Here is a 24731-nt window from a genome sequence, read left to right as displayed (position 1 = left end):
CAGCTTCAGCCGCGCACCCGGTCAGCAGCAGCGCGGCCCCGGGTTCGCATCCTGGTCATCGGTGCGTGCTCGCCAGAACTCCCGCTCCGTCATCGGACCGTTTCCCGTGCCGACATCGCACCCATCCGCGCTGGGATGGGTGCGACGCCACGATGCCAGGTAGTTGCGGTAGGCGTTGTCGCCCATCAGCTCGCGAAAATACCAGCCGATGCCACGCGCTGCCCTGACCACCTGATTCATCGAGGAGCCCTACCCTTTCCCGGACTTCCCGGCGTCCAGCGCAGCCCATTCGGCAGCGACTTCTCGTTCGGCTTTGCTGGGGATGAGGCTATTCGGGGCAAACAGCCTCGACGGAGTCGCTTCTTCCTCCGTGGTCGGCAGGCTGCCGGCCCGGATGGAGCGCACCGACACGATCACGGCCATCAGCACCACTATGAGCACGAGCACCGCGAAGATGATCGACAGCGAACCCTGCACGAAGGTGTTCCGCACAACGGCTTCCATCGCCTGCGGCGTTGTGGTCGTCCCGAGGCTGGTTTCTCCCGCGGCCAGCGCATCGCGGTAGCGGAAGTGTTGTGCCCAGAATCCAAGCTTCGGGTCGGCAGAGAAGATCTTCTGGTACGAAGCAGTCATCGTCACCACGAGGTCCCAGGCCAGCGGAATGCCCGGAACCCAGGCGTAGCGCGCCATCCCCTTCTTGCACATGATGGCGAAGACAACGGCCAGCGCGATAGCCGCCAACAGCTGATTGGCGATTCCGAACAGCGGGAACAGGGTGTTGATGCCGCCGAGCGGATCGGTCACACCCATGATCAGGATTGAGCCCCAGGCGCCGACGACCAAAATGGTGCAGACCCAGGCGCCGATCCGCCACGAAGGATCGCGGAATCGCTTGGCGACGTTGCCGAGCATGTCCGACAGCATGAAGCGCGCCACCCTGGTTCCGGCATCGACCGTGGTCAGGATGAATAGCGCTTCGAACATGATGGCGAAGTGGTACCAGAATGATTTCAGCGCCGTCCCGCCGAGGAAGGTGTGCAGAATTTCAGCCATACCAACCGCCAGGGTCGGCGCGCCGCCGGTACGGGAGACAACCGACTCCTCGCCGACGTCGGTCGCGGTCTGCTGAATCTCAGCCGCCGAAATCTCGACCCCGGGCAGGCCGAGACCGTTGACGAATTCCGCGGCGCCTTGCGGTGTGCCGCCGGTCAGCGGCTCCGCGGCGTTCATCGCGAAATACACTCCACGGTCCAGACATACCGCGGCCACCAGCGCCATGATCGCGACGAATGACTCCATCAGCATCGCGCCATAGCCGATCAGCCGCGCCTGCCCCTCCTTCTCGATCAGCTTCGGCGTCGTGCCGGAGGAAATCAGGGCATGAAAGCCGGACAGTGCACCGCAGGCGATGGTGATGAACAGGAACGGGAACAATGCGCCGGCAAACGCCGGTCCGTTGCTGTTGAACGCGAACTCAGTTGTGGCCGGCATCTGAACGACCGGATTGGCGATCAGGATTCCGACGGCGAGCAGCCCAATCGTGCCGATCTTCATGAACGTGGAGAGGTAGTCGCGCGGGGCGAGCAGCAGCCACACCGGGAGCACGGCGGCCAGGAAGCCGTAGATCATCATGCACCAGGCCAGAGTGACCTTGTCGAGTGTGAACATGGCCACGCCCCACTCGGTCGAGGCCACCCAGCCACCGGCGATGATCGCGAGCACAAGCAGCACGCAGCCGATCACCGACACCTCGACGACGTGGCCGGGCCGGAAGAAACGCAGGTACACGCCCATCAGGAGGGCGATCGGGATGGTGAGCGCCAGGGAGAAAACGCCCCAAGGGCTCTCCGCCAGGGCATTGATGACGACCAGGGCAAGCACGGCAATCAGGATGATCATGATCACAAAAACACCGATCAGGGCAGCGATGCCGCCGACCACGCCCAGCTCTTCACGAGCCATCTGGCCGAGCGAGCGACCATTGCGGCGCATCGAGAAGAACATCACCATGTAGTCCTGAACGGCGCCGGCGAAAATCACACCGACGATGATCCAGACAGTTCCGGGGAGGTAACCCATCTGCGCTGCCAGCACGGGGCCGACCAGGGGACCTGCGCCGGAGATGGCGGCAAAATGATGCCCGAAGAGCACCCTGCGGTCGGTGGGCATGAAGTCCCGGCCGTTGTCGTTCACCTCGGCCGGTGTGGCCCGGCGAGCGTCGGGCCGCAGGATCTTCCACTCGATGAATTTCGCATAGAACCGGAAGCCGATCAGGTAGCTGCCGACCGCCGCGGCGATGAACCAGACGGCATCGACGTTCTCGCCCCGGACAAAGGCAATCATCGTCCAGCCGGTGGCGGCGATCAGCGCGATCACAACCCATAGCACGACCTTGGCCGGGGTCCACCGCGGTCGTTGGGTAATTCCGACGGGCGGTAGCGCGTCGTCTGATTTCACTCGTTCCTGCAGGGACATTCTCGATGACTCCTTCGTCACGGTACGAACACGCGAGGCAGGGTGGGCCCGCGGGGAATAGCGTTCGGGACGAGCCTACGCCGATTGCTCGTCGAGTCACCTTAATTGCTGCCAGTCGTACCTAAATCCTTACTTTTATGCGTATTGTTTTGAATTAGGCATCAGCAGGCAGGACTAGGCGAAATGACCAGAACACTTGTGATCGGCGACGCGCTCATTGATGAGGTGCGCACGAACGACGGCAACTCCCGGTTCCCTGGCGGGGCGGCGCTCAATCTGGCCGTGGGGCTGTCGATTCTGGACCTGCGGGCCGGGCTGGTTACCTGCGTTGGTGACGATATGGACGGCGAGTGGTTGCGTAGTTACCTCGAACAGAACGACGTAGCCACCTTCGCCGCGGAGAACCCGCTTGGCACCGGAGTGGCGATTTCCGATCGGACGGAGAGCGAGCCGCGATACGAGTTCAACGAAGCCATGGTCAACCGCTTCGTCGATGTGGATTCCGATGTCTGCACGGCGGCCAGCCGGTCAGATCTGGTGGCGATAAATTCCTTTCCGTTTGACAACGCGGCCCAGCTCTCCGCTCTTGACACCCTGCTCGATTCGACCAGCGCACTTATCGCGGTTGACCCCAATCCGCGGCCGGGGCTGGTCCGTGACATCGACGCCTTCCGCGATGGATTCGAGCACATTGCCCGTCGTTCCGGTGTGGCGAAGATAAGCAGCGAAGATGCCGAGATGCTTTACGGCAAGGACATCGACCAGGTCGGCAATCACGTGATCGGGCTGGGGGCCCGGGCGGTGCTGCTCACCGCCGGACGGGACGGTGCCAGGGTGGTTACCCGGAAAGGCGATGCGGTTTCCTGCCCGATCGCAAATCTGCCAGGGCCGATTGTGGACACCATGGGTGCCGGCGATGCAGCCCTTGCTGCCCTGCTTAAGGGAATCGTCCATCGCGGAAGCTCGCTGGACAGCCAGGATTGGGCGAAACTGCTGCAGTTCGCCATGTTGGTCGCTGCGGCGACCTGCCGCGAGGTGGGCGCGCAGCTCCAGGTGCCCGATCTAAGCCTGGAAGCCCGCTAGGGGAGCCGGCACCGAGCTGAGGCAGAATGGACGCTATGCCTGCTCCTGAAACATCGCTCACCCAAGAGAAACCCCGGTCGCTCTCCGGGATGCAGCCCACCGCTGACTCGCTGCACCTCGGAAACTACCTCGGCGCCCTGCAGCAGTGGGTGCAGCTTCAGGACAGTCACGACGCGCTGTACTTCATCGCCGACCTGCACGCCATCACGGTGGATTATGATCCTGCGCAGCTGCGCAGCCGGACCCGGCGGACTGCCGCCCAGTTCCTGGCCGCAGGGGTCGATCCCGACCGGTCCATCCTGTTCGTGCAGTCACAGATCGCGGCGCATCCGCGGCTGAGCTGGGTGCTCGAATGCCTCACCGGGATGGGTGAGGCCGCCCGGATGACGCAGTTCAAGGACAAATCGGCCAAGCAGGAGCGGGTGTCCGTCGGCCTCCTGACGTATCCGATGCTGATGGCAGCCGACATCCTGATCTACGACGCCGACCGGGTGCCGGTGGGGGAGGATCAGCGTCAGCACCTGGAGATCAGCCGCGACCTGGCCGAGCGCTTCAACTCGCGGTTCGGCAAGTCGCTGGTGGTACCTGAACCACACATCATCAAACAGACCGCCAAGGTGTACGACCTGCAGGAACCCACCGCGAAGATGTCGAAGTCGGCGTCGTCGCCGCTGGGCATCCTGAACCTGCTCGACAGCCCGAAAGCGTTGAGTAAGAAAATCAAGTCCGCCGTGACCGACACCGGCACCGAGGTCCGGTTCGATCGAGACACCAAGCCGGGCATCTCAAACCTGCTCACCATCTACTCGGCGCTCTCCGGTAAGAGCATCGGCACCCTCGAGGACGAGTACGCTGGCAAGCAGTACGGTCACCTCAAGGTCGACTTGGCCGAGGTGGTCGTCGAGTACTTCGCCCCGATCCGTGAGCGCACCGAGGAATACCTGGCCGATCCAGCACAGCTCGACGCGATTCTGGGTGACGGTGCCAAGCGAGCCTCCGCTATTGCCGACGCAACGGTGGCCAGGGTCTATGACAGTGTCGGGTTTCTACCGAGGGTGAATGGGTAACCATGACAGTCACTGGCGAACTAACGATCGGAGTCTCGCTGGAGATCCCCGAGCCGCTTGGCTCGAAGCTGCAGCACATGCGCAGATCGTTCGGTGACCCGCGGGCCGACGACATCCCGACGCACGTGACGTTGGTTCCGCCGACGCCGGTGCCCGCGGCGAGCTGGGACGTCGTCAGGGAAAGGCTTCGAGCCGTCGCCGACGACTATTCGCCATTTATCATGCAGCTTCGCGGTACCGGAACGTTCCGCCCGGTGTCACCCGTGGTTTTCGTTGCGATCGCCCGAGGTATCAGCGACTGCCAGATCCTGTCGGAAAGGCTCCGAACCGGGGAATTGCAGCAGCAACTCAACTTTCCTTACCACCCGCACGTGACGGTGGCGCACGAGCTTGATGACGATCAGCTCGACATCGCCTCGGACGCGCTCGCCGACTTTGAATTCACCTTCATGGCGCACGGGTTCGGCGCGTACATTCATGGCGAGGACGGCCGCTGGCGGCTCGAGGATCGGTTTAGTTTCGGCCCCTAACCGAAGGCCGCCAACCGAAGAATGGCTAGGCTTACAGCTATGAGAGCCAGCACCGAAACCCAAGAGGTTGACGCGGTCCCGCCACCGACGCAACCGGATCCTCTCGATCTCGAGGCGATGCGCAGTTTTGCCGGCTACGCAACCAGCCGTGCGGAGGCGGCGCAGGCCGGCGGCGAAGGCGCACTGGCGCCGAAGCTCACCGCGTTCGTCGCCAGATTGAAGACCCTGCTGCCGCTTCGCGCTTTTGCGGTCTACAGCAATGTGCGAGGGAATCAGTTTGCCGCCTCGATCGCCTACTTTGGTCTCTTCTCAACCTTCGCGATGCTGGCGGTTGCGTTAGCTGTGTTTGGTTTCGTTCTCAAGGGCAACCCTGCGCTGCAGCAGCGGGTGATTGCGTCGATCTCCGAAGGAGTTCCCGGGCTCGCCGAGTCGGGAATGCTTCCCACCGCCGGCGACCTCCCCACCGGCGGACTCACCATCACGGCGGTGGTCGGCGCAATATCGCTGCTGCTGACCGCGGTCGGCTGCCTGAACGCGTTCGGGCAAGGCCTGCGGGCGGTGGCACAGCGACCGGTTGCTACCGGCAGCCCGGTGATGACCAAGCTGTTGCAGTTCGGCACACTGATCGTGCTTGGCATCGGGGTACTTGTGTCGGCTTCGCTGTCCGTCGTCACAGGGACGGCGCGCACCCTGCTCGACCAGCTTGGTTTCGATACGTCATCGCTGGTTGGCGCTGTCGGCCTGGCGGCGCTGAGCTTTGTGCTGGCCGTCGTTGTCGATGCCGCGGTCCTGATCGCGGTTTTCCGCCTGGCTGGCAGGCTGCGATTCGGCTTCAAGCTGGAACGCGAGGCTGCGCTCCTTGGAGCGGTCGGCCTCGGCATCCTCAAGTCACTCGGTTCGGCGCTGCTTGGCGGCGCGACCTCGAACCCGCTGCTGGCCTCCGCCGGGGTGCTGATCGGCCTGTTGATCTGGTACAACCTGATCGGACGCATCGTGCTGCTCTGCGCCGCATGGGCCACCGTGCGCTGGGTCGATGCCGCGCATACCGCAGGTGTGATGGAGGTGGCGACCGCGGCGGACGGTTTGCCGCTGGCGCCGCACGCCTATGGCGCTGCCAAGCCGCTCGGGCCGGCCACGCCGCCAACCTTTGGTCCCCGTGCCGCCGAGCGGACCTCCGCAGCTGCCGGCGCCGTGCTTGGCGCGTCCGCGGTGATCGGCGTGAACCTGGTCGTTACAGGTGTCAAGAGAATCTTCCGGAACTGGTAGCCGACTTCCCTGATGCGTGCGATAGAAGCGGAATCCGACGCAGGCGTGCCGTTGGCCCGTCTGGTTGAGGCTCTCGGGCCGGGCTATCTGCAGCTGGTGCACGATCCAGGCCGGACGGTGAACGTCCGCGAGGTTGTCATCGTCGAGCCTGGCGATGAGCCGGAGACGTTCGCAGAGGATCTGGTTTGCGTCGTCGGTGCCCGTTCGGATGCCGCCCTGCCAGTCCTGCGGGCACTGTCGCCCTCCGGCGCGACGGTGGCGGTCAAGGGTGTCCCGGACGACAGCCGGAAGCTGATCAGCGCAGCAGAGGCGGCGGGAACCGCCCTGCTTCTGGTGCATCCGGACATGCAGTGGGAACAGCTGATGACCATGGTGCGGGACATCATCGGGATGGCGCCTGGCCGGCGAACGCAGAATCCGATCGATCTCTTCACACTCGCGCAGACCATATCGGGGATTGCCTCGGGGCCGGTCAGTATCGAGGACAATGATTTCCGGGTGCTTGCCTACTCGACCCAGGGCGACGAGGTCGACGATTTCCGTCGGTTATCCATTCTCGGGCGGCAGGGGCCGAGGGCCTATCTGGACAAACTGGCGGAACTCGGGGTCTATCAGCGGCTGCACGCCGGCGAGGATATCGTCGTGGTTCCCGAGCATCCCGGACTCGGGATCAAACCGCGGATAGCGGTCGGCATCCATACTGCCGGAGCGATGTGGGGTGCGATCTGGATCCAGGTTGACGGCGTCAAAATCGTGCCGGATGAGGAACGTGCCGCCCTGCTCGGAGCTGCCCGGCTGGTCGGCCAGATGATCGTGCAGCAGCGCAACGTTCAGGCTGGCCCCTCCCTGCTCTTCGACAGTATTCTCTCGGCGTTGATCGACGGCAGACACGACGGCGCGGAGTTCGGCGCCGCAGTCGGTCTGTCACTGGACCGTCCAGCTATCGTCGCCGCGGTCGCGCTACAGGTCGACGGCGCAGATGGCAGGCGGATGCACACCCAGAATGTGCGGTCAGCGGTTGCAAACCTGGTCGCGGTCTACGCCGAATCGTATCGGCGCACGGTGATGATGACATCCCGGCACGGGGCCATCGTGATTGCGGTGCTGAATGCAGCCGAGGCCGACGCCCGCTGGCTGGCCGACATGGTCGGGAAACTGCAGCCGAAGGTGACCGAGCGGGTGCACGCCAGGATGACGATGGCGATCGGGCCGCTGGTACCGACATCGGCCGAGATTCAGCGGTCTTACCGAACCGCGGTTGCGGCGCTGTCCGTGCTCGCCCGCCGTCCGGACGAATCGGTCGTCGTCGCCGATGATGTGCGCAGCGAGTTGCTGCTTGCAGCGACGATCGCCGAGCTGTCGGCAGCGGGCTCGATGCGGCACCAGCCGGTCGAGGACCTGATCAACCTGCACCCTGTTCTGGCCGTGACCCTGCGCGAGTACCTTTGCAACGGAGGCCACTTCGCCGCGGTGGCTGCCCGCCAGAGTACGCATGTGAATACTGTGCGCTACCGGGTCCGCCGGGCCGCCGAACTGGCCGGGCTCGATTTGGACAACCACGAGCATGTCCTGGTCGCCGAGTTGGTCCTACGGGTTAGGCTTCCGGCGGAAGCAAATGATGTCTTAAGAGATGAGCGCGAATGATGAAAGACCACAGCGTGGCCGACGATCTTGCCGGGCCGGCCAGCAACGCCCTGCACCGCGCCGCCCGCCTCGAGGACGCGTTTCATGATTTCAGGGAACGCCGCGCCCGCCGCGACGGCTACATCGAGACGATTCAGCCGTTCGTCGGCTACGGCGGCAAGGACTGGATCCGGGTGCTCGGCCGGGTCGTGCTGACCGCGAGCGGCGAGGTGCTCACCGAACGATCGTTGAGCGTTCGCGGATGGCGCAGCTTTATGAGTGTCCCGCTGAAAAACAGGACTGTCACGGTGGACGTTGACGGTATCGAGCATAGGGTGACCGCGGATCGGGGCGGAATAATCGATGCTGTTCTGCCCGGAAAGTTCGAGCCGGGCAGGATTACAGTCGGAGTGCGGACCGATCAGTCGGCGGTTTGCGACGCCGCGGTGAACATCATTGATTCGGATGTGGCGTTCGGAATCATCTCGGACATCGACGACACAGTCATGGTGACGGCGTTGCCTCGGCCCATGCTTGCGGCCTGGAATACATTCGTGCTCAACGAGCATGCCCGAACGCCGGTAGCCGGTATGGCGGTGCTCTACGACCGGTTGGTTTCGACGGAGGCAAACACTCCGATCATCTATCTTTCCACCGGGGCGTGGAACGTCGCGCCGACGCTGCGGCGTTTTCTCTCCCGCAATCTGTATCCGGCCGGCCCCTTGCTGCTGACCGACTGGGGGCCGACGCCCGACCGGATCTTCAGAAGCGGCCAGGACCACAAACGCGCAGCGCTGGAGCGGTTGGCGGCTGAATTTCCCGGGATGAAGTGGTTGCTCGTCGGTGACGACGGCCAGCATGACGAGGAAATCTACAGCAACTTCGTCGAACGTTACCCGCAGAATGTGCTGGCGGTTGCGATCCGGCAGCTATCCGCCACCGAGGCGGTCTGGGCGGGTGGCCGGAGCAAATCAGAAGGCCGGGGAAACGGCGTGCCATGGGTGTACGCCTCGGACGGCGCTGGGCTTGCTGAGCAGCTGGAAAGCCGCGGCCTTGTTCCGGGACTTGGCGACGCCGGTCGTCGCTAGGCCCGATAGCGACCCCGACCGCGGACGCGGCGTGGGCGCTCATCGCTGTCGGCGGGCGTAGCCGCCCCCGGCGTGCCCTGTGCGTCGGGCGGGTCCTGTGCGTCGGGCGGGTCCTGTGCGTGCGGCGGGTCCTGGGCAGCCGCCCCCGGCGCTGCGACCTCCTGCGCGCCACGGATGCTGCGGCGGGTAAAGAAGAGAGCCGTGAGAGCCATCAGTAGCAGCACGGCTCCGCCGAGATACCACCACCGGTTCACCGAGACGACCTGCCAGGCTGCCTGCACCAGGCGCGGAACGGCCGCCGCTGTCCGTCCCGGCTCAGCCACATCGGTATTGCGGGCGGAGGTCGACGAGCTGCCTGACGGACTGGTCGTCGTGGCCGGACCGGTCGCTTGCGCAGTGGGCGGGGTTTGGGCTGGCGAGTCGAAGATCCTGCCATCGAAACTCACCGCACCGATCGGTTTCGGCGCTTTCTGCGCGAACGCCCAGTCCATCAGGTCGACAGCCATGTCGCGGGTACGTCCGTCGGCATTGAGGATGGTGGCGACCACCGTTCGGCCGTCCCGCTTCGATACGGCGACGTATGCTCCACCGGCTTTGACCGTGTAGCCGTTCTTCAATCCGAGCGCGCCATCGTACTGGCCGACGAGACGGGTGTGGTTCTGAATCTGGAATCCTTTTTTGCGTCCTTTGGTTCCGGTGCCCTTACCGGGAAACCCGAACTGCTCGCGTCCGGCGAGCTGCATCAGGTACGGCACCTTCGTGTAGGCGCGCGCAATCACCATCATGTCCCGGGCTGAGGAGACCTGGCTGGTGTCATTGAGGCCGCTGGTGTCTCTGACCGTAGTGTCATCCAGGCCGAGCTCGTACGCCTTTTCGGACATCAACCTCACGGCTTTTTCCTGACCGCCGGCCGCCTCGGCGAGGGCATGCGCGGCGTCGTTGGCCGATGACATGATCATCGCGTGGAACAGCTCATCTATGGAGTAGTCGGAGCCGGGCACCATGCCGACCTTCGTCCCGTCGACGGCCGCGTCGCTGTCCTGGGCCTTGTAGCGGCGCTTCCCGTCGGTGAGCTCCGGGTAAAGCGCCAGTGCGGTCAGCAGCTTGATCGTGCTGGCCGGGGCCAGCTGACGATCGATATTCGATTCGGCCCATATTTCGCCGGAATCGAGGTCACCCACCATCCAGGCTCCTGCCTTTGGCTTCGGCACGGCGCCGCCATCCGTAATCGGTGGATCGGTCGTCGCGGAGATGGGGGAGCCGATCCCGGTAACGAAGCCGACCAGGAGCAGGACGGCAAGTGCGGCAGATATCGCACGGGATCGAAAAAGCACAAGAAACAGCTTGCCGCTTTCCGGGCCCGGATGCCAGCCGCCCCGCTGCCGGGTGTACGAAAAAGGGCTACGAACGCGTTACGCGTCCATAGCCCCTTTATCGAAACAGCGCTGCCGAAGCCCTGCTGCAGAAGCGGATAGAAGGTTGAACCGTGCTACATGGCGCGGGAGAGCAGCGCCTGCTTCACCTCGGCGATCGCCTTCGTCACCTGGATGCCGCGCGGGCAGGCCTCGGTGCAGTTGAAGGTGGTGCGGCAGCGCCACACGCCCTCTTTATCGTTAAGGATTTCGAGACGCAGGTCGGAGCCCTCGTCGCGGCTGTCGAAAATGAACCTGTGCGCGTTCACGATCGCAGCCGGGCCGAAGTACTGCCCGTCAGTCCAGAACACCGGGCAGGACGAGGTACATGCGGCACAAAGAATGCACTTCGTGGTGTCGTCGAACCGTTCACGATCCTCCGCGGACTGCAGACGTTCCCGGGTGGGCTCGTGTCCGGTTGTGATCAGGAACGGCATCACCTCGCGGAACGACTGGAAGAAGGGCTCCATGTCGACGATGAGGTCCTTCTCGACCGGAAGCCCCTTGATCGGCTCGACGACAATCGGCTTGTTGTGGTCGAGATCCTTGATCAGGGTCTTGCAGGCAAGCCGGTTGCGGCCGTTGATCCGCATCGCATCGGAGCCGCAGACGCCGTGCGCGCAGGAACGGCGGAAACTCAACGACCCGTCCTGCTCCCACTTGATCTGGTGTAGCGCGTCGAGCACCCGGTCCGTGCCGTGCATCGTGACCCGGTACTCCTCGTAGTGAGGTTCGCTGTCGACCTCGGGCAGGAACCGCGCGATCTTCAGTGTGCAGTCGAAGCTGGGGATCTCGCCGCCACCACCGCCGAGGTGGGCCGGAAGATCAACCTTCGAGGCTGGCTCTTGGGTATCAACGCTCATTAGTACTTACGCTCCATCGGCTGATAGCGGGTAACGATGACGGGTTTGGTATCCAACCGGATGCCCTGTGTGCCGTCGGTGTCCGCGTCGGGGTCGAGATACGCCATGGTGTGGTGCATGAAGTTGGCGTCGTCCCGGGTTTCGAAGTCCTCGCGGAAGTGCCCGCCGCGGGATTCCTTCCGGTGCATGGCAGCCACGGTGATCACCTCGGCAAGCTCAAGCAGGAAGCCCAGCTCAATGCCTTCGAGCAGGTCGAGATTGAATCGCTTGCCCTTGTCCTGGACCGAAACCCGTGCGTAGCGCTCACGCAACTGGGCGATGTCCTTGAGCGCCTGCTTCAGGGTCGCTTCGGTGCGGAACACCTGGACGTTGGCGTCCATCGTTTCCTGTAGCTCCTTGCGGATCGGCGCGATCCGCTCGGTGCCCTCGGCCGACCGCAGGTCTTCGATCAGGTCGTGGGTGAACGTCTCGGGGTTGTCAGGAAGGTCGACGAATTTGGCCGTCTGCGCGTATTCCGCTGCCGCGATGCCTGCGCGCTTGCCGAACACATTGATGTCGAGCAGCGAGTTCGTGCCGAGCCGGTTCGAACCGTGAACACTGACGCAGGCGACTTCACCGGCGGCATACAGCCCGGGGATCACCGTGTCGTTGTCGGCGAGAACCTCGGCTTCGATGTTCGTCGGAATGCCGCCCATGGCGTAGTGCGCCGTCGGGTACACCGGAACCGGCTCGGTGTACGGCTCGACACCGAGGTACGTCCGGGCGAACTCGGTGATATCCGGGAGCTTGGCGTCGATGTGCGCCGGTTCGAGGTGGGTCAGGTCGAGAAGGACGTAGTCCTTGTTCGGGCCACAGCCGCGACCTTCGCGGACCTCGTTCGCCATCGAGCGGGCAACGATGTCGCGCGGGGCAAGGTCCTTGATCGTCGGAGCGTAGCGCTCCATGAAGCGCTCGCCCTCGGAGTTGCGCAGGATTGCGCCCTCACCGCGGGCCGCCTCGGACAGCAGGATGCCGAGTCCGGCGAGGCCGGTCGGGTGGAACTGGAAGAACTCCATGTCCTCAAGCGGGATGCCGCGCCGCCAGGCGACGCCCATTCCGTCACCGGTCAGCGTGTGCGCGTTCGAGGTGGTCTTGAACACCTTGCCGACGCCGCCCGTGGCGAAGACGATCGACTTCGCCTGGAATACGTGCAGCTCGCCCGTTGCCAGTTCGTACGCGATGACTCCGGCGGGAACCCGCTTGCCGTCACGCTCGCCCATGACGAGATCCAGAACGTAGAACTCGTTGTAGAACTCGACCTCGTGCTTGACGCAGTTTTGGTAAAGGGTCTGCAGAATCATGTGTCCGGTGCGGTCCGCGGCATAGCAGGAGCGGCGAACCGGTGCCTTGCCGTGGTCACGGGTGTGGCCGCCGAACCGGCGCTGATCGATCTTGCCTTCAGGAGTCCGGTTGAACGGCAGACCCATCTTTTCCAGGTCGAGCACGGCATCGATGGCTTCTTTCGCCATCACCTCGGCCGCATCCTGGTCGACCAGGTAGTCGCCACCCTTGATGGTGTCGAAGGTGTGCCACTCCCAGTTGTCTTCCTCGACGTTGGCCAGTGCTGCACACATGCCGCCCTGCGCCGCGCCGGTGTGCGACCTGGTCGGATAGAGCTTGGTGAGGACGGCGGTCCGTGACCTTTGCCCGGACTCGATGGCGGCACGCATACCTGCGCCACCTGCGCCGACGATCACGACGTCATACTGATGAACCTGCATATCTACTCCTTACAGCGCTTCGCAGAACGAGGGCACGACACTCGGGTCTGCGCCGGCTGGGCACGGATCGAAAGTGAAAATGACCAGGGTGCCCAGCACGATGATTACTGCGGACGCGACGTAGAGGCAGAGCTTCAGCCACATCCGGGTGCTGTCCCGCTCTGCGTAGTCGCTGATGATGGTGCGCATGCCGTTGGTGCCGTGCAGCATGGCAAGCCACAGCATCAGCAGGTCCCAGATCTGCCAGAAAGGTGAGGCCCACTTGCCAGCGACGAAGCCGAAGTCGATTGCCTTGACACCTTCTCCGGCCCAGAGATTGACGAAGAGGTGCCCGAAGATCAGGACGACCAGGACGATTCCCGATAGCCGCATGAACAGCCAGGCCAGCAGTTCAACGCCGGACCGGGTGTTCTTGTGCCGGTCGTAGCCACTGCGTGGTTTTGCGATTGCTGGGGTGGCCATCATTAACCTCCGAAAGCGTGGATCAGGTGACGGGGCAGGAACGCTGCCATCGTCACGAACCAGAGGATGAGGACTGCCCAGAGCAGCTTGCGCTGATTCTGCGGTCCGCCCTTCCAGAAGTCCACGGCGATAATCCGCAGACCGTTAAATGCATGGAAGACGATCGCCGCTACCAGACCGGCCTCGCCAATCGCCATGATGGGGGTTTTGTAGGTGCCGATGACGGCATCGTAAGCCTCAGGCGAGACGCGAACTAACGAGGTATCGAGCACGTGTACAAGGAGGAAGAAGAAGATCGCTACGCCGGTCACTCGATGAGCGACCCACGACCACATTCCTTCACGGCCCCGGTACAAGGTGCCCGTCGTAGCTTTGGCCACGGACCTTCCTCCAAAGACGAGTTGTATGCAACTTTGTCGTCTTTCCTTCTGCTCCATTGCACACTAAAGACCGTATGGGGGCTCGTGTAAACAGGCCGTAGGGACGACGTCTGATATCCACCACTGTAATGACCTGGCCAACGCCGCGCTGCACCGGAGGCCAGATAGTGATCAATCACTCACGATTTCATTCGAATTCAATCAGAACGACAGCGTTCCCGCAGGTGAGAGGCCAATTGCAGAACACTTTTGTGCCGTAAATCGTCGGCTTTCAACCCGCCGTCGGCTAGGTTTGATGCCATGTCAGCAAACGATTCAGTCGCCTCGTGGCGCCAGCCTCCGGGCCTCAAGGACTTCTATGCAATCATCCCTGCAGGAGGCGCCGGGACGAGGCTCTGGCCGAAATCCCGGCAGGCGTCTCCCAAGTTCCTGCACGACCTGCTTGGCACCGGGCGGTCGTTGCTGCAGGCCACCTGGGACCGGATTTTGCCGCTAGCCCCTGCCGACCGGATCATGGTCGTCACGGGTGCCGCGCACGCACAGGCGGTTCGCAGCCAACTGCCGGAGCTGTTGGACACGCGGCTGGTCGAGGAGCCCTCTCCCAAGGACTCCGGTGCCGCCATCGGACTTGGCGCGCTTCTGTTGTACCGGAACAACCCGGACGCCATCGTCGGCTCGTTCTCCGCCGACCACTCGATCACCAATCCCTACGGATTCCGCGACGTGGTGCAGCAGGCGATCGATGCCGCTCAGAACGGCGACATAGTGACGGTCGGGATAACTCCGACGAACCCTGCCACCGGCTACGGATACATCCAGGTCGGCGAGTTGCTCGGTACGCCCGGAGCCCCGTTCGCCCGCCGCGCATCAGCCTTTGTGGAAAAGCCGGATGCGGCGACCGCCAGGCAGTACATGTACAGCGGCACCTATCGGTGGAATGCCGGAATGTTCATCGCCCGAGCCGATGCCCTGCTCGGGCACCTGAAGGCAAATCAACCCGAGTTGTACGCCGGCTTGGAAACGATTGCCGACGCCGCCGGGTCAGACGATTACGATTCAGTGCTTGCCGAGGTCTGGCCGACCCTGCCGCGCATTGCGATCGACTACGCCGTGGCCGAGCCGGCCGCCGCGGCGGGCGCGGTCGCCGTTGTCCCGGGCGACTTCGGCTGGGACGACGTGGGTGACTTCGCGTCGATCTCCAAGCTCCGGCAGCCGGTGCCCGGGGAGGGCGACGCAGTCACGGTAGTGGGTGACGATGCCGCAGTCGTCTCGGTGGACGCGACTGGCGTCGTGGTTTCGGATCAGAAACGGTTAGTGGCTCTGGTGGGGGTCGAGGATGTCGTCGTCGTCGACACCGAGGACGCGCTCCTGGTGACGACGCGCGCACGGGCGCAGTCGGTGAAGGACATCGTGGAGCGGGTGAAGGCGATGGGTCGCGAGGATTTGCTCTAGGTTTTCCGCGTGTTCCGTCAGGAGGGGCGGCGCGGCGTGCCCGCCCTTCTCGCTCGTACCTCGCTGCGAATGCCCGACCACGCCCTGCACGCCGCCCGCCCCTCCTGCGGGGTACGTGAACCTGGTGCTGCGTGGGCGCGGAGGCAGCTGGCGCTTTCACTCCATCCTCGCTGCGGTTGCGTCCGGCCGTGGCCTGCCCTCCGCCCCCTCCTATCGGGCGTGAATCTGGCGCGGGGTGGGCGCGGAGGTAGCCGTCCTTTTCGCTGGTTCACCGCTGTGGTTGCCCGGGCATGTTCTGTATGCCGCCCGTCCCTCTTTTTGTGCGCGTGCCCTGGTGCGAGGTGAGCGCGGAGGTAGCCGTCCTTTTCGCTGGTTCACCGCTGTGGTTGCCCGGGCATGTTCTGTATGCCGCCCGTCCCTCTTTTTGTGCGCGTGCCCTGGTGCGAGGTGAGCGCGGAGATAGCCGCCCTTCTCGCTCGTACCTCGCTGTGGCTGTCTGGCCTTGCCCCGCACGCCGCCCGCCCCTCCTTCGGGGCGTGAACCTGGCGCGGGGTGGGCGCAGAGGTAGCCTGGCTGTCGTTGCTTGAAAACAGAACGTAAATAGTACGTTGCTGCTTTATTGTGATATTGCTGGTGATTGACTGTCAGTGCTGGCGGATAGTGTGCGGGTATGGAGAAGTTCTCGCAGTCGTCGGGTGACAGTGCCGGGGTTGGCCGCGCCGAGCGCTGGGATGTGCCGGGTGTGGATAGCGGTGGTGACGTTGACGGCGGCGGGGCTGTTCCCTCGACATTGGCTGCCGAGTGTCACGGGCTGATTGCTGCGGTCACGGCATCGCTCAGGCGCCTGATCGAAGAGATCGGAGCCGACCTGGCGGGCCTGTCTGATCCGGAGGTTCTCCAGGTGGCCGAGGACCTGCAGGGTCTGTCCCGCCGGCTGGATGGCGCCCACATACGGGTGGCAGGCGCCATTGACCGGCGTGAGATAGCCGCCGCGGCGGGTGAGCGTTCGACGGTGAGTTTGCTGACGAATAGGCTGCGGATCAACGCTGGGGAGGCAAAGCATCGCCTGGACCTTGCTGCCGCAGTATGCCCAGCGTTTTCGTTGACCGGGCAGAAACTGCCCGCTCAGGCACCGGCTACCGTGGCGGCGCTGGACGAAGGACGGATCGGTGCCGATCACGCTCGCGTCCTGATCCAGCGGCTGGCTGTGATCCGGGAGAAGGCTGAGACGGCTTCCGCTTCTCATCCGCTGGCGGCGTCCCCAGATGAGGTGGTGGCCGCGGCGGAGGCGCAACTGATCGAACAGGCCCTGCGCCATGACCCTGCATTCGTCGATCGCTGCGCCCGGCACTGGATCGACACCCTGGATCCCGACGGCACGCTGCCCAGCGAGGCCGAGACACGGCAGCAGCACGGCCTGTGGTTCGGCGCACCGTTGCGCTCCGGGCTGGTGCCGTTCAGGGGTGCGATGAGCTCTGAAGATCATGAGACCTTGCTTGCCGCCGCGGGACCGGCCACGAGTCCCCGGCGCCACGGCGACTGCGAAACCCAATCGGCGCACCCGGCTGATGCTGCCCGGGCCGACCCGCGGACCTACCAGCACAAGCTCCTCGACGGTCTGGTCGCGGTTTGCGCCGGCGCACTGAAGGCAGGGGCGGTTAGCGCCAATGGCACCAAGGCCACCATTCTGGTCACCATCGATCACCGAGTGCTCTACGACCAGCTCGCCGGCGGAGGCGCGTTCGCCTATACGGGTCCGGTCCCTGCGGCCGTGGTGCGAAAAATGGCTTGCGATGCGTCCCTGGTGCCTGTCGTCCTCGGTGGCAAGGGTCAGGTACTCGACGTCGGCAAGGGCAAGAGGCTGTTCACCGGAGCCCAGCGCCGGGCCATCATCGCCCGGGACCGAGGCTGCATCATCCCCGGCTGCACAACTCCCGCGGCGTGGTGTGCCGCGCACCACGTGGAGTTCTACTCCCGCGGGGGCCGGACCGCCGTGCCGAATGGAGCACTGCTGTGCGAACACCATCACGGGCTCGTCCACCAAGGCCACTGGCGCATCGTCACACGTTCGGGCGTTCCCTGGGCAATCGCACCCGCCTGGATCGACCCAGCCCAACAACCCCGGCGAAATCACTACCACCATCCACCAGACCCAGGAGGCTAAGGTGAAATCGCCTCAGAAGTGGCGCCTGCTGAACTGGCGCTGGCGGTGTGTGCTGCCGCCGAAATGCCACTCTCGCTAGCCGGAGTGGGTGTACGCGGTGCTGGGCGAATGAACTGTTCGATCCGAATGAGTCGTTCTATTAAGAAACCTCGATGCCGTCGTCGCTCCCGAAGCGTAATGTTTATGGGATGAGCGCGCATCTGAAATCCGTGGCGGCCGGGGACCTGGTAAATGCCGACCGCGCCGATGACCTGATTGCGTTGACCTCCGGAAGAATTGCAGAACTGCTGAAGCCGAGGTACCACGCGCTCACCGAGTTCCGTCGTGACCTGCACCAGCATCCCGAATTGTCGAACCAGGAGTACCTGACGACGCAGAAGATCATCGAGGCGCTCAGGAGCACGGGCCTCAAGCCGAAGGCCCTGGGTGGCACCGGAGTCGTTTGTGACGTCGGTAGCGGCCCGATCGCACTAGCGCTTCGTGGGGACATCGACGCTCTGCCGGTGCCGGACCGGACCACAACCACTTTCCGCTCAGTCAATCCCGGTGTCGCCCATGCCTGCGGACACGATGTTCACGCCACCGCGCTGCTTGGCACCGGTCAGGTGCTCGAAGACCTGCATCAGCAGCTGTCGGGCGGCCTCGGGGGCACAATCCGGTTGATCTTCCAGCCAGCCGAGGAAGTCACCCCAGGTGGGGCTATCTCGGTGATCGACCAGGGCGCGCTCGACGAGGTACCACGCATCCTCGCGCTGCACTGCGACCCCAATCTTGATGTCGGCAAGGTCGGCACCCGGATTGGTGCCATCACGGCTGCCGGCGACACGGTCAGGGTGGTTTTGCGGGGTAAGGGCGGACACACGTCCCGGCCGCACCTTACCCAGGACCTGGTGTTTGCGCTTGCCCAGGTCGCAACTCAGGTGCCAACGGCATTGGCGCGGCTGATCGACGCGCGCCACTCGGTATCGCTGGTCTGGGGAACCATCAGTTCCGGCGTGGCGCCGAACGTCGTTCCGGGAAGCGGCAGCCTCTCGGGCACACTTCGCTGCCTCGACGTCGATGGTTGGCACCAGGCCGCCGAGCTGTTGCCGACGATTGTCGAACAGATTGCCGGGCCGTACGGCGTCGAAGTCGAACTCGACCACAAGCGGGGTGTGCCGCCCGTTGTGAACACGGAAATTGAGATGGGCCTGATGGAGGCCGCCATCCGGGAAGAGCTTGGCGCGAACTCCATCGTCCTCACGCCGCAATCGATGGGCGGCGAAGACTTCGCCTGGTACCTCACCCACGTACCGGGTGCGATGGCGAGGCTTGGCACCCGGACGCCGGGCGGAACCACATATGACATCCATCAGGGCGACTACGAGGTAGATGAACGGGCCTTGGGTTACGGCATCCGCGTGCTGACCGCTTCCGCGCTGAAGGCGCTCGAGGAGCGCCCGTAGCCGAGGTCGGCGTCGTCGAAACCGCCAGATCCAGCGTTCTTCGTTGACGCCGGCGTCGAGCTCGCCAGAGCAGGGTCGAGCCCGCCAGAGCAGGACAGGTCCATCCCGTGCCGAAGGCCGCCGATCACGACTGGATGAGACCGCCAGAGCACGAGTAGATAACGAGTGGTGCCGAATTGCCGCTTCTAGTACCGGCGAGTAGCCAACCTGGGTTACATTCTTTTTCGGCTATGCAATATTTACTGGCTCGGCCGACTTATTGTGCTTCGAATCTTAAATTCTTCTAAGGACAGACTCGTGAAAACTCGCTTACGCTACGCGGCGGTTGTTGCCGCAAGCGCCCTTCTGCTCACCGCCTGCGGCGAGGCTCCCACTGAATCAGGCGGCGGCGAAGCCTCCGGTTCGTCGGAGTTCCTCGGCTGCATCGTCTCGGACTCCGGTGGTTTCGACGACAAATCCTTCAACGAGGCCGGGTTCCGCGGACTCAATAAGGCAAAAGAAGACGGCGTTATCAGCGACACGAAGACTGCCGAATCCACCTCCGACGCAGACTTCGCTCCGAACATCAACCAGATGGTCAGCCAGGACTGTGGCCTGACCATCACGGTTGGCTTCCTGCTGGCCACGGCGACGGCCGATGCCGCCAAGGCGAATCCGGAGTCGAAGTTCGCGATCATCGACACCGCCCTCGAAGAAGAGGCCGAGAACGTCAAGTCCATCCAGTTCGACACAGCGCAGGCTGCGTACCTGGCCGGCTACCTGGCGGCATCGCAGACCAAGACCGGCAAGGTCGGCACCTTCGGCGGCATCAAGCTTCCGTCGGTGACGATCTTCATGGACGGCTTTGCTGACGGCGTGGCGCACTTCAACGAAGAAAAGGGCAAGGACGTCAAGGTTCTTGGCTGGGACAAGGCTAAGCAGGACGGCACCTTCACCGGCGACTTCGAGGACGTAAAGAAGGGTCAGTCGGTCAGTGAGAACCTGATCAGCCAGGGCGCCGACGTCCTGCTTCCGGTCGCGGGACCTGTTGGCGAAGGTGCGGCAGCAGCCGCCCTGGATGCCAAGGACGTCGCCCTGATCTGGGTTGACTCCGACGGCTACGAAACACTCGCCGAAAAGTACAAGCCACTCGTGATGAGCACCGTCGTGAAGAAGATCGATGTTGCGGTCGAAGACGTGCTGAAGGCAACCGCCGAAGGCAACTTCAGCAACGAGCCGTACGTCGGCACGCTGGAGAACGACGGCGTGGCGCTTGCCCCGTACCACGACTGGGACTCGAAGATCGATGACGCGACCAAGAAGGAAATCACCGACCTGCAGGCGGCCATCATCGATGGCAGCGTCAAGGTCGAATCGCAGTCATCTCCTAAATAAGCGCGTAGGCTCACTGATCTAGTGCGTTAGCCACTTAGACGGCGGAGAGGAAATCACCTCTCCGCCGTTTGTGGCGTCAGGCGATCAGAGGAAAGAAGCACCCATGAAGCTTGAACTCTCAGGCATAACCAAGCGATTTGGTTCGCTGGTCGCCAACGATCATATTGATGTGACCGTTGAGCCCGGAGAAATCCACTGCTTGCTCGGTGAGAACGGCGCCGGCAAATCAACGTTGATGAACGTCCTCTACGGCCTTTACCAGCCCGATGCCGGGCAGATCCTGGTGGACGGGAAGGCAGTGGCTTTCGCCGGGCCCGGGGATGCCATGGCGGCCGGAATCGGAATGGTTCACCAGCACTTCATGCTGGTTCCCGTGTTCACAGTTGCCGAGAATGTCATCCTTGGCAACGAACCCACGAAGGCAGGCGGCCTGCTTGATTTGGCGACCGCCCGCCGCAGGGTGCGCGAGGTGTCCGATCAGTACAACTTCAACGTCGATCCCGACGCGCTTGTCGAGGACCTGCCGGTCGGCGTGCAGCAGCGGGTGGAGATTATCAAGGCTCTGGTGCGTGACGCCCGGATTCTGATTCTGGATGAGCCCACCGCTGTGCTCACCCCACAGGAAACCGATGAGCTGATCGCCATCATGCGGCAGCTCTCCGATTCTGGCACTTCGATCGTGTTCATCACCCACAAGCTTCGTGAAGTCCGTGCCATTGCCGATCGGATCACGGTGATTCGACGCGGCGCGGTTGTCGGCCAGGCGAAGCCGGAAGACAGCGAGGCCGACCTGGCATCGATGATGGTTGGCCGCTCGGTCAGCCTGCGGGTGTCGAAAAGCGAGCATGAGGTCAACGATCGCAGTTTCTCGGTGCGTAACCTCACTGTCAGCGATGACACCGGCCGGGTCGTCGTCGACGGTGTGTCCTTCGACGTACGGGGTGGCGAGATCCTCGCCGTTGCCGGAGTGCAGGGAAACGGTCAGACCGAGTTGACCGAGGCCATTCTGGGCCTCACCACGCGAACGCATGGATCGATCACGCTCGACGGCAAAGAACTGCTCGGCCGAAAGCCGGCAAAGGTGCTGCGCTCCGGCGTCGGGTTCGTTCCCGAAGACCGCGGAGTCGATGGACTGGTCGGCCGGATGAGCGTTGCGGAGAACCTGGTCCTCGACCTCAAGGACACTCCCAGCTTCTCCTCCGGTATTGCTCTGAAGACCAGGGCGATACAGAGCAACGCCGAACAGCGGGTGCAGGAGTTCGACATCCGTACGCCCTCCACCGAAACCCTCGCCGGCAAGCTGTCAGGGGGAAACCAGCAGAAGGTCGTGATGGCGCGTGAGCTATCGCGCGAACTCAAGCTCTTCCTCGCCTCACAGCCGACCCGTGGGGTCGATGTCGGTTCCATCGAGTTCCTGCATCAGCGGATCGTGTCAGAGCGCGACAAGGGCACGCCGGTAATCATCGTTTCCACAGAGCTGGACGAGGTGCTGGCGCTCGCGGACAGGATCGCCGTGATGTACCGAGGAAGAATCGTCGGCATTGTCGATGGCGGCATCCACCGGGATGTGCTCGGCTTGATGATGGCTGGCGCCAGCGCAGAACAGGCGAAGGAAAGCGTGAAGAAATTGCCGGCTACGGCCACCTCAGAGACCGACCTGGGCGGGGGAGTGCTGTGAGCGGCCAGGAACCTGCCGAAGGAGAGGGCCGCGCACTGGCCACGCCCGAACCAGCCGCCGCGAAGCCACCTCAGCCGCCCGAACGCGGTCGGATGGCCGGGTTGCTGCACGAGATCGCGACCGGATCGGCATTGCTGACCTTCCTCTCGCTCGTGCTGGCGTTACTTGTCGGCGCGGTTCTAATCGCCGCTTCGAACGAGGCCGTCATCGCGGCGTCCAAGTACTTCTTCTCGCGGCCCGGTGACACCTTCGCCGCGATTGGCGCTGCTGTCGGCGGTGCATACACCGCGATGTTCCAGGGCTCAATCATCGACATCAGTGAGTACACCCTGCTGCGGGCACTGCGACCGCTTGCCGACACGTTGACCTATGCCACGCCGCTGATCGCCGCGGGCCTGGGAGTGGCACTGGCGTTCCGCGCAGGCCTGTTCAACATCGGTGCCCAGGGCCAGCTCATCGTCGGTGCCATTTTCGCCGGCTACGTCGGCGGCAGCATGAATCTGCCCTACGGCCTGCACATCGTGGCGACCGTTCTCGCCGGGCTGGTCGGCGGTGCGCTGTGGGCCGGCATCGCCGGTTTCCTCAAAGCCAGGACCGGCGCGCATGAGGTGATCGTTACGATCATGCTGAACAACATCGCCACCTTCCTCGTGCTCTATGTGCTGACGACGGAGGTGTTTCGCCGGGAGGGCCGCACAGATCCGATCGGTCGGTTCATGCCGGAGAGTGCCCAGCTGTGGCGGCTTTTCGGCGCGGATTCTCCTGTGCGCACGCACTTCGGCCTAATCCTGGCGCTGTTGGCCGCTGTCGGCGTCTGGTGGCTGCTGAACCGCTCGACGGTCGGCTTCGGCTACCGTGCGGTCGGCTTCAACCCGAATGCAGCGCGTACCGCCGGCATCTCGGTCGAACGCAGCTACATCACCGTGATGCTGATCGCGGGTGCGCTGGCCGGGCTGGCCGGCGTCAGCCAGGTTCTTGGCACTGAGCTGTACCTGACCTCGGGTGTGGCAGGCGGCATCGGCTTCGATGCGATCACCGTGGCGCTGCTCGGCCGATCGACGCCGCTCGGCACCGTGCTCGCGGGTCTGCTGTTCGGCGCGCTGAAGGCGGGTGGCGTCGTGATGCAGGCCCGTACCGGGACGGCCATCGACATCGTCTCGGTTGTGCAGTCGATGGTGGTGCTGTTCATCGCCGCACCACCGCTGGTCCGAACCATATTCCGGCTGAAAACGAAGGAGAGGTCGGCATGAGCGGCACGTTAGCTTCGCAATCGCCGGCAGGACTGCCATCCGACGCCCCGCTCGGAGCGGATGCCCGGGTGGAACGTCAGACCAGCTACAAGGCGCCAATCGCCTACGGCATCCTCGGCCTGATCGCGCTGATTTTCTTCGGAGTGACCACACCTGGGGCGACCGAGTCCACGTTCGGCATTTCCACCCGGTCCGACTTCCTGCAGTTCTCACCGATCGGCGTCCCGTCAAAGGCCGCCGGCATCGTTCTCGGCCTGATCGCGATCGGTATCGCGGTGTACTCCGCTGTCTTGGTTGCCACCCGCCGGACCGCGCCGGTCGTACTGCCGTACGTGTTCGGCGTGGTGTGGGTCTTTGCATTCCTGACCTGGGCAGTGGCAGCCGAGTCGATCTCTTTCGTCGCGTTGTTGCAGGGCTCGCTGATTCTCGCCGTGCCGCTGGTTTTCGGTTCAATGGCCGGCATCCTCTGCGAGCGGGCCGGCGTGGTGAACATTGCGATCGAAGCCCAGCTGCTGGCCGGCGCCTTCGTAGCCGCAATCGTCGCGACGGTTACCGGTAACCCCTGGTTGGGCCTGATCGCCGCCGCTATCGGTGGCCTGATTGTTTCGCTGCTGCTGGCGGTCTTCGCGATCAAGTACGCGGTCGACCAGATCATCGTCGGCGTTGTGCTCAACGTGCTGATCATCGGCATCACCAGCTTCATCTACTCGCAGGCGCTGGCGAAGAACGGTGACCTGCTGAACAACCCAACGGCGATCAGCAGGTTCAAGATCCCGCTGCTCGGCGACATCCCGCTGGTCGGACCTATCCTGTTCAATCAGTCCGCGATCGTTTACATCATGTTCCTGGTGGTGATCGGGCTGCATATCGCCCTCTTCAAGAGCAAATGGGGCTTGCGTGTGCGCGCTGTCGGTGAGCACCCGACGGCGGCGGACACCATGGGTATCAAGGTCAATCGCACCCGCTACTTCAACGTGATGATTTCCGGCCTGGTCGCCGGCCTGGGTGGTGCGTTCTTCACTCTCGGCTCCGGCATCGGCTTCGCCAAGGAGATGACAGCAGGCAAGGGCTTCATCGCCCTGGCCGCGATGATCTTCGGCCGCTGGAGTCCGGTTGGTGCGTTCTCCGCCGCCCTGCTGTTCGGATTCGCCGACAACCTGCAGAGCATCCTCGGCATCATCCAGACCCCGATCCCGAGCGAGTTCCTGCAGATGGCGCCGTACCTGGCGACGATCTTCGCCGTCGCCGGCCTGGTGGGCAAGTCGCGGGCGCCCGCGGCCTCCGGCCAGGCCTACGAGAAGGGCTAGTCGCGTGGCTGGCATACCCGAGGCTCAGTGGGACGAGTTGCAACAGGCCGCG

General features: G+C 63.8%; 20 protein-coding genes. 13 read left to right on the top strand and 7 right to left on the bottom strand.

Annotated elements, in window-relative coordinates; translation table 11 throughout:
* Window positions 1-21 precede the first annotated feature (21 nt).
* Both LWF01_RS12135 and LWF01_RS12130 read right to left on the bottom strand, forming a co-directional pair.
* Window positions 22-240 (bottom strand): YbdD/YjiX family protein, encoded by a 219-nt coding sequence (locus LWF01_RS12135; protein ID WP_349637642.1) that lies wholly within the window; start codon window positions 238-240, stop codon window positions 22-24.
* A gap of 9 nt (window positions 241-249) precedes the next feature.
* Window positions 250-2475: a carbon starvation CstA family protein gene (locus tag LWF01_RS12130; RefSeq protein ID WP_349637641.1), complete on the bottom strand. Its 2226-nt coding sequence runs from the start codon at window positions 2473-2475 to the stop codon at window positions 250-252.
* Window positions 2476-2658: 183 nt separating this feature from the next.
* On the opposite strand from LWF01_RS12130, the gene LWF01_RS12125 reads away from it, so the two are divergent.
* From LWF01_RS12125 to LWF01_RS12100, 6 genes are read left to right on the top strand one after another with little or no spacing between them, the layout of a single operon-like run.
* Window positions 2659-3558: a PfkB family carbohydrate kinase gene (locus tag LWF01_RS12125; RefSeq protein WP_349637640.1), complete on the top strand. Its 900-nt coding sequence runs from the start codon at window positions 2659-2661 to the stop codon at window positions 3556-3558.
* Window positions 3559-3593: 35 nt separating this feature from the next.
* Window positions 3594-4625, top strand: a complete 1032-nt coding sequence (trpS, locus tag LWF01_RS12120) for a tryptophan--tRNA ligase (RefSeq protein WP_349637639.1) — start codon at window positions 3594-3596, stop codon at window positions 4623-4625.
* A gap of 2 nt (window positions 4626-4627) precedes the next feature.
* Window positions 4628-5155, top strand: coding sequence for a 2'-5' RNA ligase family protein (locus LWF01_RS12115; RefSeq protein WP_349637638.1), 528 nt, complete (start codon window positions 4628-4630; stop codon window positions 5153-5155).
* Between the two features lie 39 nt (window positions 5156-5194).
* Window positions 5195-6421: a YihY/virulence factor BrkB family protein gene (locus LWF01_RS12110; protein ID WP_349637637.1), complete on the top strand. Its 1227-nt coding sequence runs from the start codon at window positions 5195-5197 to the stop codon at window positions 6419-6421.
* 12 nt (window positions 6422-6433) lie between these two features.
* Window positions 6434-8065, top strand: coding sequence for a PucR family transcriptional regulator (locus tag LWF01_RS12105; RefSeq protein WP_349637636.1), 1632 nt, complete (start codon window positions 6434-6436; stop codon window positions 8063-8065).
* Window positions 8062-9132, top strand: a complete 1071-nt coding sequence (locus tag LWF01_RS12100) for an App1 family protein phosphatidate phosphatase (RefSeq protein WP_349637635.1) — start codon at window positions 8062-8064, stop codon at window positions 9130-9132. Before LWF01_RS12105 ends, LWF01_RS12100 begins: the two co-directional genes overlap by 4 nt.
* Here the strand turns inward: LWF01_RS12100 and LWF01_RS12095 are convergent.
* The 5 genes from LWF01_RS12095 to sdhC form a co-directional block, all read right to left on the bottom strand.
* Window positions 9129-10466: a D-alanyl-D-alanine carboxypeptidase family protein gene (locus LWF01_RS12095; protein WP_349637634.1), complete on the bottom strand. Its 1338-nt coding sequence runs from the start codon at window positions 10464-10466 to the stop codon at window positions 9129-9131. The two genes, LWF01_RS12100 and LWF01_RS12095, sit on opposite strands and share 4 nt — an antisense overlap.
* Window positions 10467-10621: 155 nt before the next feature.
* Complete coding sequence (locus LWF01_RS12090) at window positions 10622-11407, bottom strand: succinate dehydrogenase iron-sulfur subunit (RefSeq protein ID WP_349637633.1); 786 nt, start codon at window positions 11405-11407, stop codon at window positions 10622-10624.
* Window positions 11407-13167, bottom strand: coding sequence for a succinate dehydrogenase flavoprotein subunit (gene sdhA / locus LWF01_RS12085; protein WP_349637632.1), 1761 nt, complete (start codon window positions 13165-13167; stop codon window positions 11407-11409). The genes LWF01_RS12090 and sdhA overlap by 1 nt, the downstream gene beginning before the upstream one ends.
* A 9-nt stretch (window positions 13168-13176) precedes the next feature.
* Window positions 13177-13629 (bottom strand): succinate dehydrogenase hydrophobic membrane anchor subunit, encoded by a 453-nt coding sequence (locus tag LWF01_RS12080; protein ID WP_349637631.1) that lies wholly within the window; start codon window positions 13627-13629, stop codon window positions 13177-13179.
* A gap of 2 nt (window positions 13630-13631) precedes the next feature.
* Window positions 13632-14009 (bottom strand): succinate dehydrogenase, cytochrome b556 subunit, encoded by a 378-nt coding sequence (sdhC, locus tag LWF01_RS12075; RefSeq protein ID WP_349637630.1) that lies wholly within the window; start codon window positions 14007-14009, stop codon window positions 13632-13634.
* Between the two features lie 300 nt (window positions 14010-14309).
* On the opposite strand from sdhC, the gene LWF01_RS12070 reads away from it, so the two are divergent.
* The 7 genes from LWF01_RS12070 (at window position 14310) to LWF01_RS12040 (ending at window position 24679) form a co-directional block, all read left to right on the top strand.
* Window positions 14310-15461, top strand: coding sequence for a mannose-1-phosphate guanylyltransferase (locus LWF01_RS12070; protein WP_349637629.1), 1152 nt, complete (start codon window positions 14310-14312; stop codon window positions 15459-15461).
* Between the two features lie 670 nt (window positions 15462-16131).
* Window positions 16132-17625 (top strand): HNH endonuclease signature motif containing protein, encoded by a 1494-nt coding sequence (locus tag LWF01_RS12065; RefSeq protein ID WP_349637628.1) that lies wholly within the window; start codon window positions 16132-16134, stop codon window positions 17623-17625.
* A gap of 188 nt (window positions 17626-17813) precedes the next feature.
* Complete coding sequence (locus LWF01_RS12060; protein ID WP_349637627.1) at window positions 17814-19070, top strand: amidohydrolase; 1257 nt, start codon at window positions 17814-17816, stop codon at window positions 19068-19070.
* A 297-nt stretch (window positions 19071-19367) separates the two neighbouring features.
* The gene (locus tag LWF01_RS12055) at window positions 19368-20444 is read left to right on the top strand and encodes a BMP family lipoprotein (protein WP_349637626.1); all 1077 of its coding nucleotides are present in this window, start codon (window positions 19368-19370) and stop codon (window positions 20442-20444) included.
* A 103-nt stretch (window positions 20445-20547) separates the two neighbouring features.
* Window positions 20548-22122, top strand: a complete 1575-nt coding sequence (locus LWF01_RS12050) for an ABC transporter ATP-binding protein (protein WP_349637625.1) — start codon at window positions 20548-20550, stop codon at window positions 22120-22122.
* Window positions 22119-23372 (top strand): ABC transporter permease, encoded by a 1254-nt coding sequence (locus LWF01_RS12045; protein ID WP_349637624.1) that lies wholly within the window; start codon window positions 22119-22121, stop codon window positions 23370-23372. Before LWF01_RS12050 ends, LWF01_RS12045 begins: the two co-directional genes overlap by 4 nt.
* Window positions 23369-24679 (top strand): ABC transporter permease, encoded by a 1311-nt coding sequence (locus LWF01_RS12040; protein ID WP_349637623.1) that lies wholly within the window; start codon window positions 23369-23371, stop codon window positions 24677-24679. The genes LWF01_RS12045 and LWF01_RS12040 overlap by 4 nt, the downstream gene beginning before the upstream one ends.
* The last annotated feature ends 52 nt before the right edge of the window (window positions 24680-24731 follow it).

Origin of the sequence: Saxibacter everestensis (assembly GCF_025787225.1) — a bacterium.
Lineage (GTDB): Bacteria > Actinomycetota > Actinomycetes > Actinomycetales > Brevibacteriaceae > Saxibacter > Saxibacter everestensis.
This window is presented reverse-complemented; position numbering and strand designations above follow the sequence as displayed.

Coding starts and splice junctions, on each gene's coding strand:
- LWF01_RS12135 (WP_349637642.1), bottom strand. CDS start 240: ATGAATCAGGTGGTCAGGGCAGCGCGTGGCATCGGCTGGTATTTTCGC.
- LWF01_RS12070 (WP_349637629.1), top strand. CDS start 14,310: ATGTCAGCAAACGATTCAGTCGCCTCGTGGCGCCAGCCTCCGGGCCTC.
- LWF01_RS12130 (WP_349637641.1), bottom strand. CDS start 2,475: ATGTCCCTGCAGGAACGAGTGAAATCAGACGACGCGCTACCGCCCGTC.
- sdhA (WP_349637632.1), bottom strand. CDS start 13,167: ATGCAGGTTCATCAGTATGACGTCGTGATCGTCGGCGCAGGTGGCGCA.
- LWF01_RS12105 (WP_349637636.1), top strand. CDS start 6,434: ATGCGTGCGATAGAAGCGGAATCCGACGCAGGCGTGCCGTTGGCCCGT.
- LWF01_RS12115 (WP_349637638.1), top strand. CDS start 4,628: ATGACAGTCACTGGCGAACTAACGATCGGAGTCTCGCTGGAGATCCCC.
- LWF01_RS12080 (WP_349637631.1), bottom strand. CDS start 13,629: ATGGCCACCCCAGCAATCGCAAAACCACGCAGTGGCTACGACCGGCAC.
- LWF01_RS12050 (WP_349637625.1), top strand. CDS start 20,548: ATGAAGCTTGAACTCTCAGGCATAACCAAGCGATTTGGTTCGCTGGTC.
- LWF01_RS12090 (WP_349637633.1), bottom strand. CDS start 11,407: ATGAGCGTTGATACCCAAGAGCCAGCCTCGAAGGTTGATCTTCCGGCC.
- LWF01_RS12040 (WP_349637623.1), top strand. CDS start 23,369: ATGAGCGGCACGTTAGCTTCGCAATCGCCGGCAGGACTGCCATCCGAC.
- trpS (WP_349637639.1), top strand. CDS start 3,594: ATGCCTGCTCCTGAAACATCGCTCACCCAAGAGAAACCCCGGTCGCTC.
- LWF01_RS12100 (WP_349637635.1), top strand. CDS start 8,062: ATGATGAAAGACCACAGCGTGGCCGACGATCTTGCCGGGCCGGCCAGC.
- LWF01_RS12125 (WP_349637640.1), top strand. CDS start 2,659: ATGACCAGAACACTTGTGATCGGCGACGCGCTCATTGATGAGGTGCGC.
- LWF01_RS12065 (WP_349637628.1), top strand. CDS start 16,132: ATGGAGAAGTTCTCGCAGTCGTCGGGTGACAGTGCCGGGGTTGGCCGC.
- LWF01_RS12110 (WP_349637637.1), top strand. CDS start 5,195: ATGAGAGCCAGCACCGAAACCCAAGAGGTTGACGCGGTCCCGCCACCG.
- LWF01_RS12060 (WP_349637627.1), top strand. CDS start 17,814: ATGAGCGCGCATCTGAAATCCGTGGCGGCCGGGGACCTGGTAAATGCC.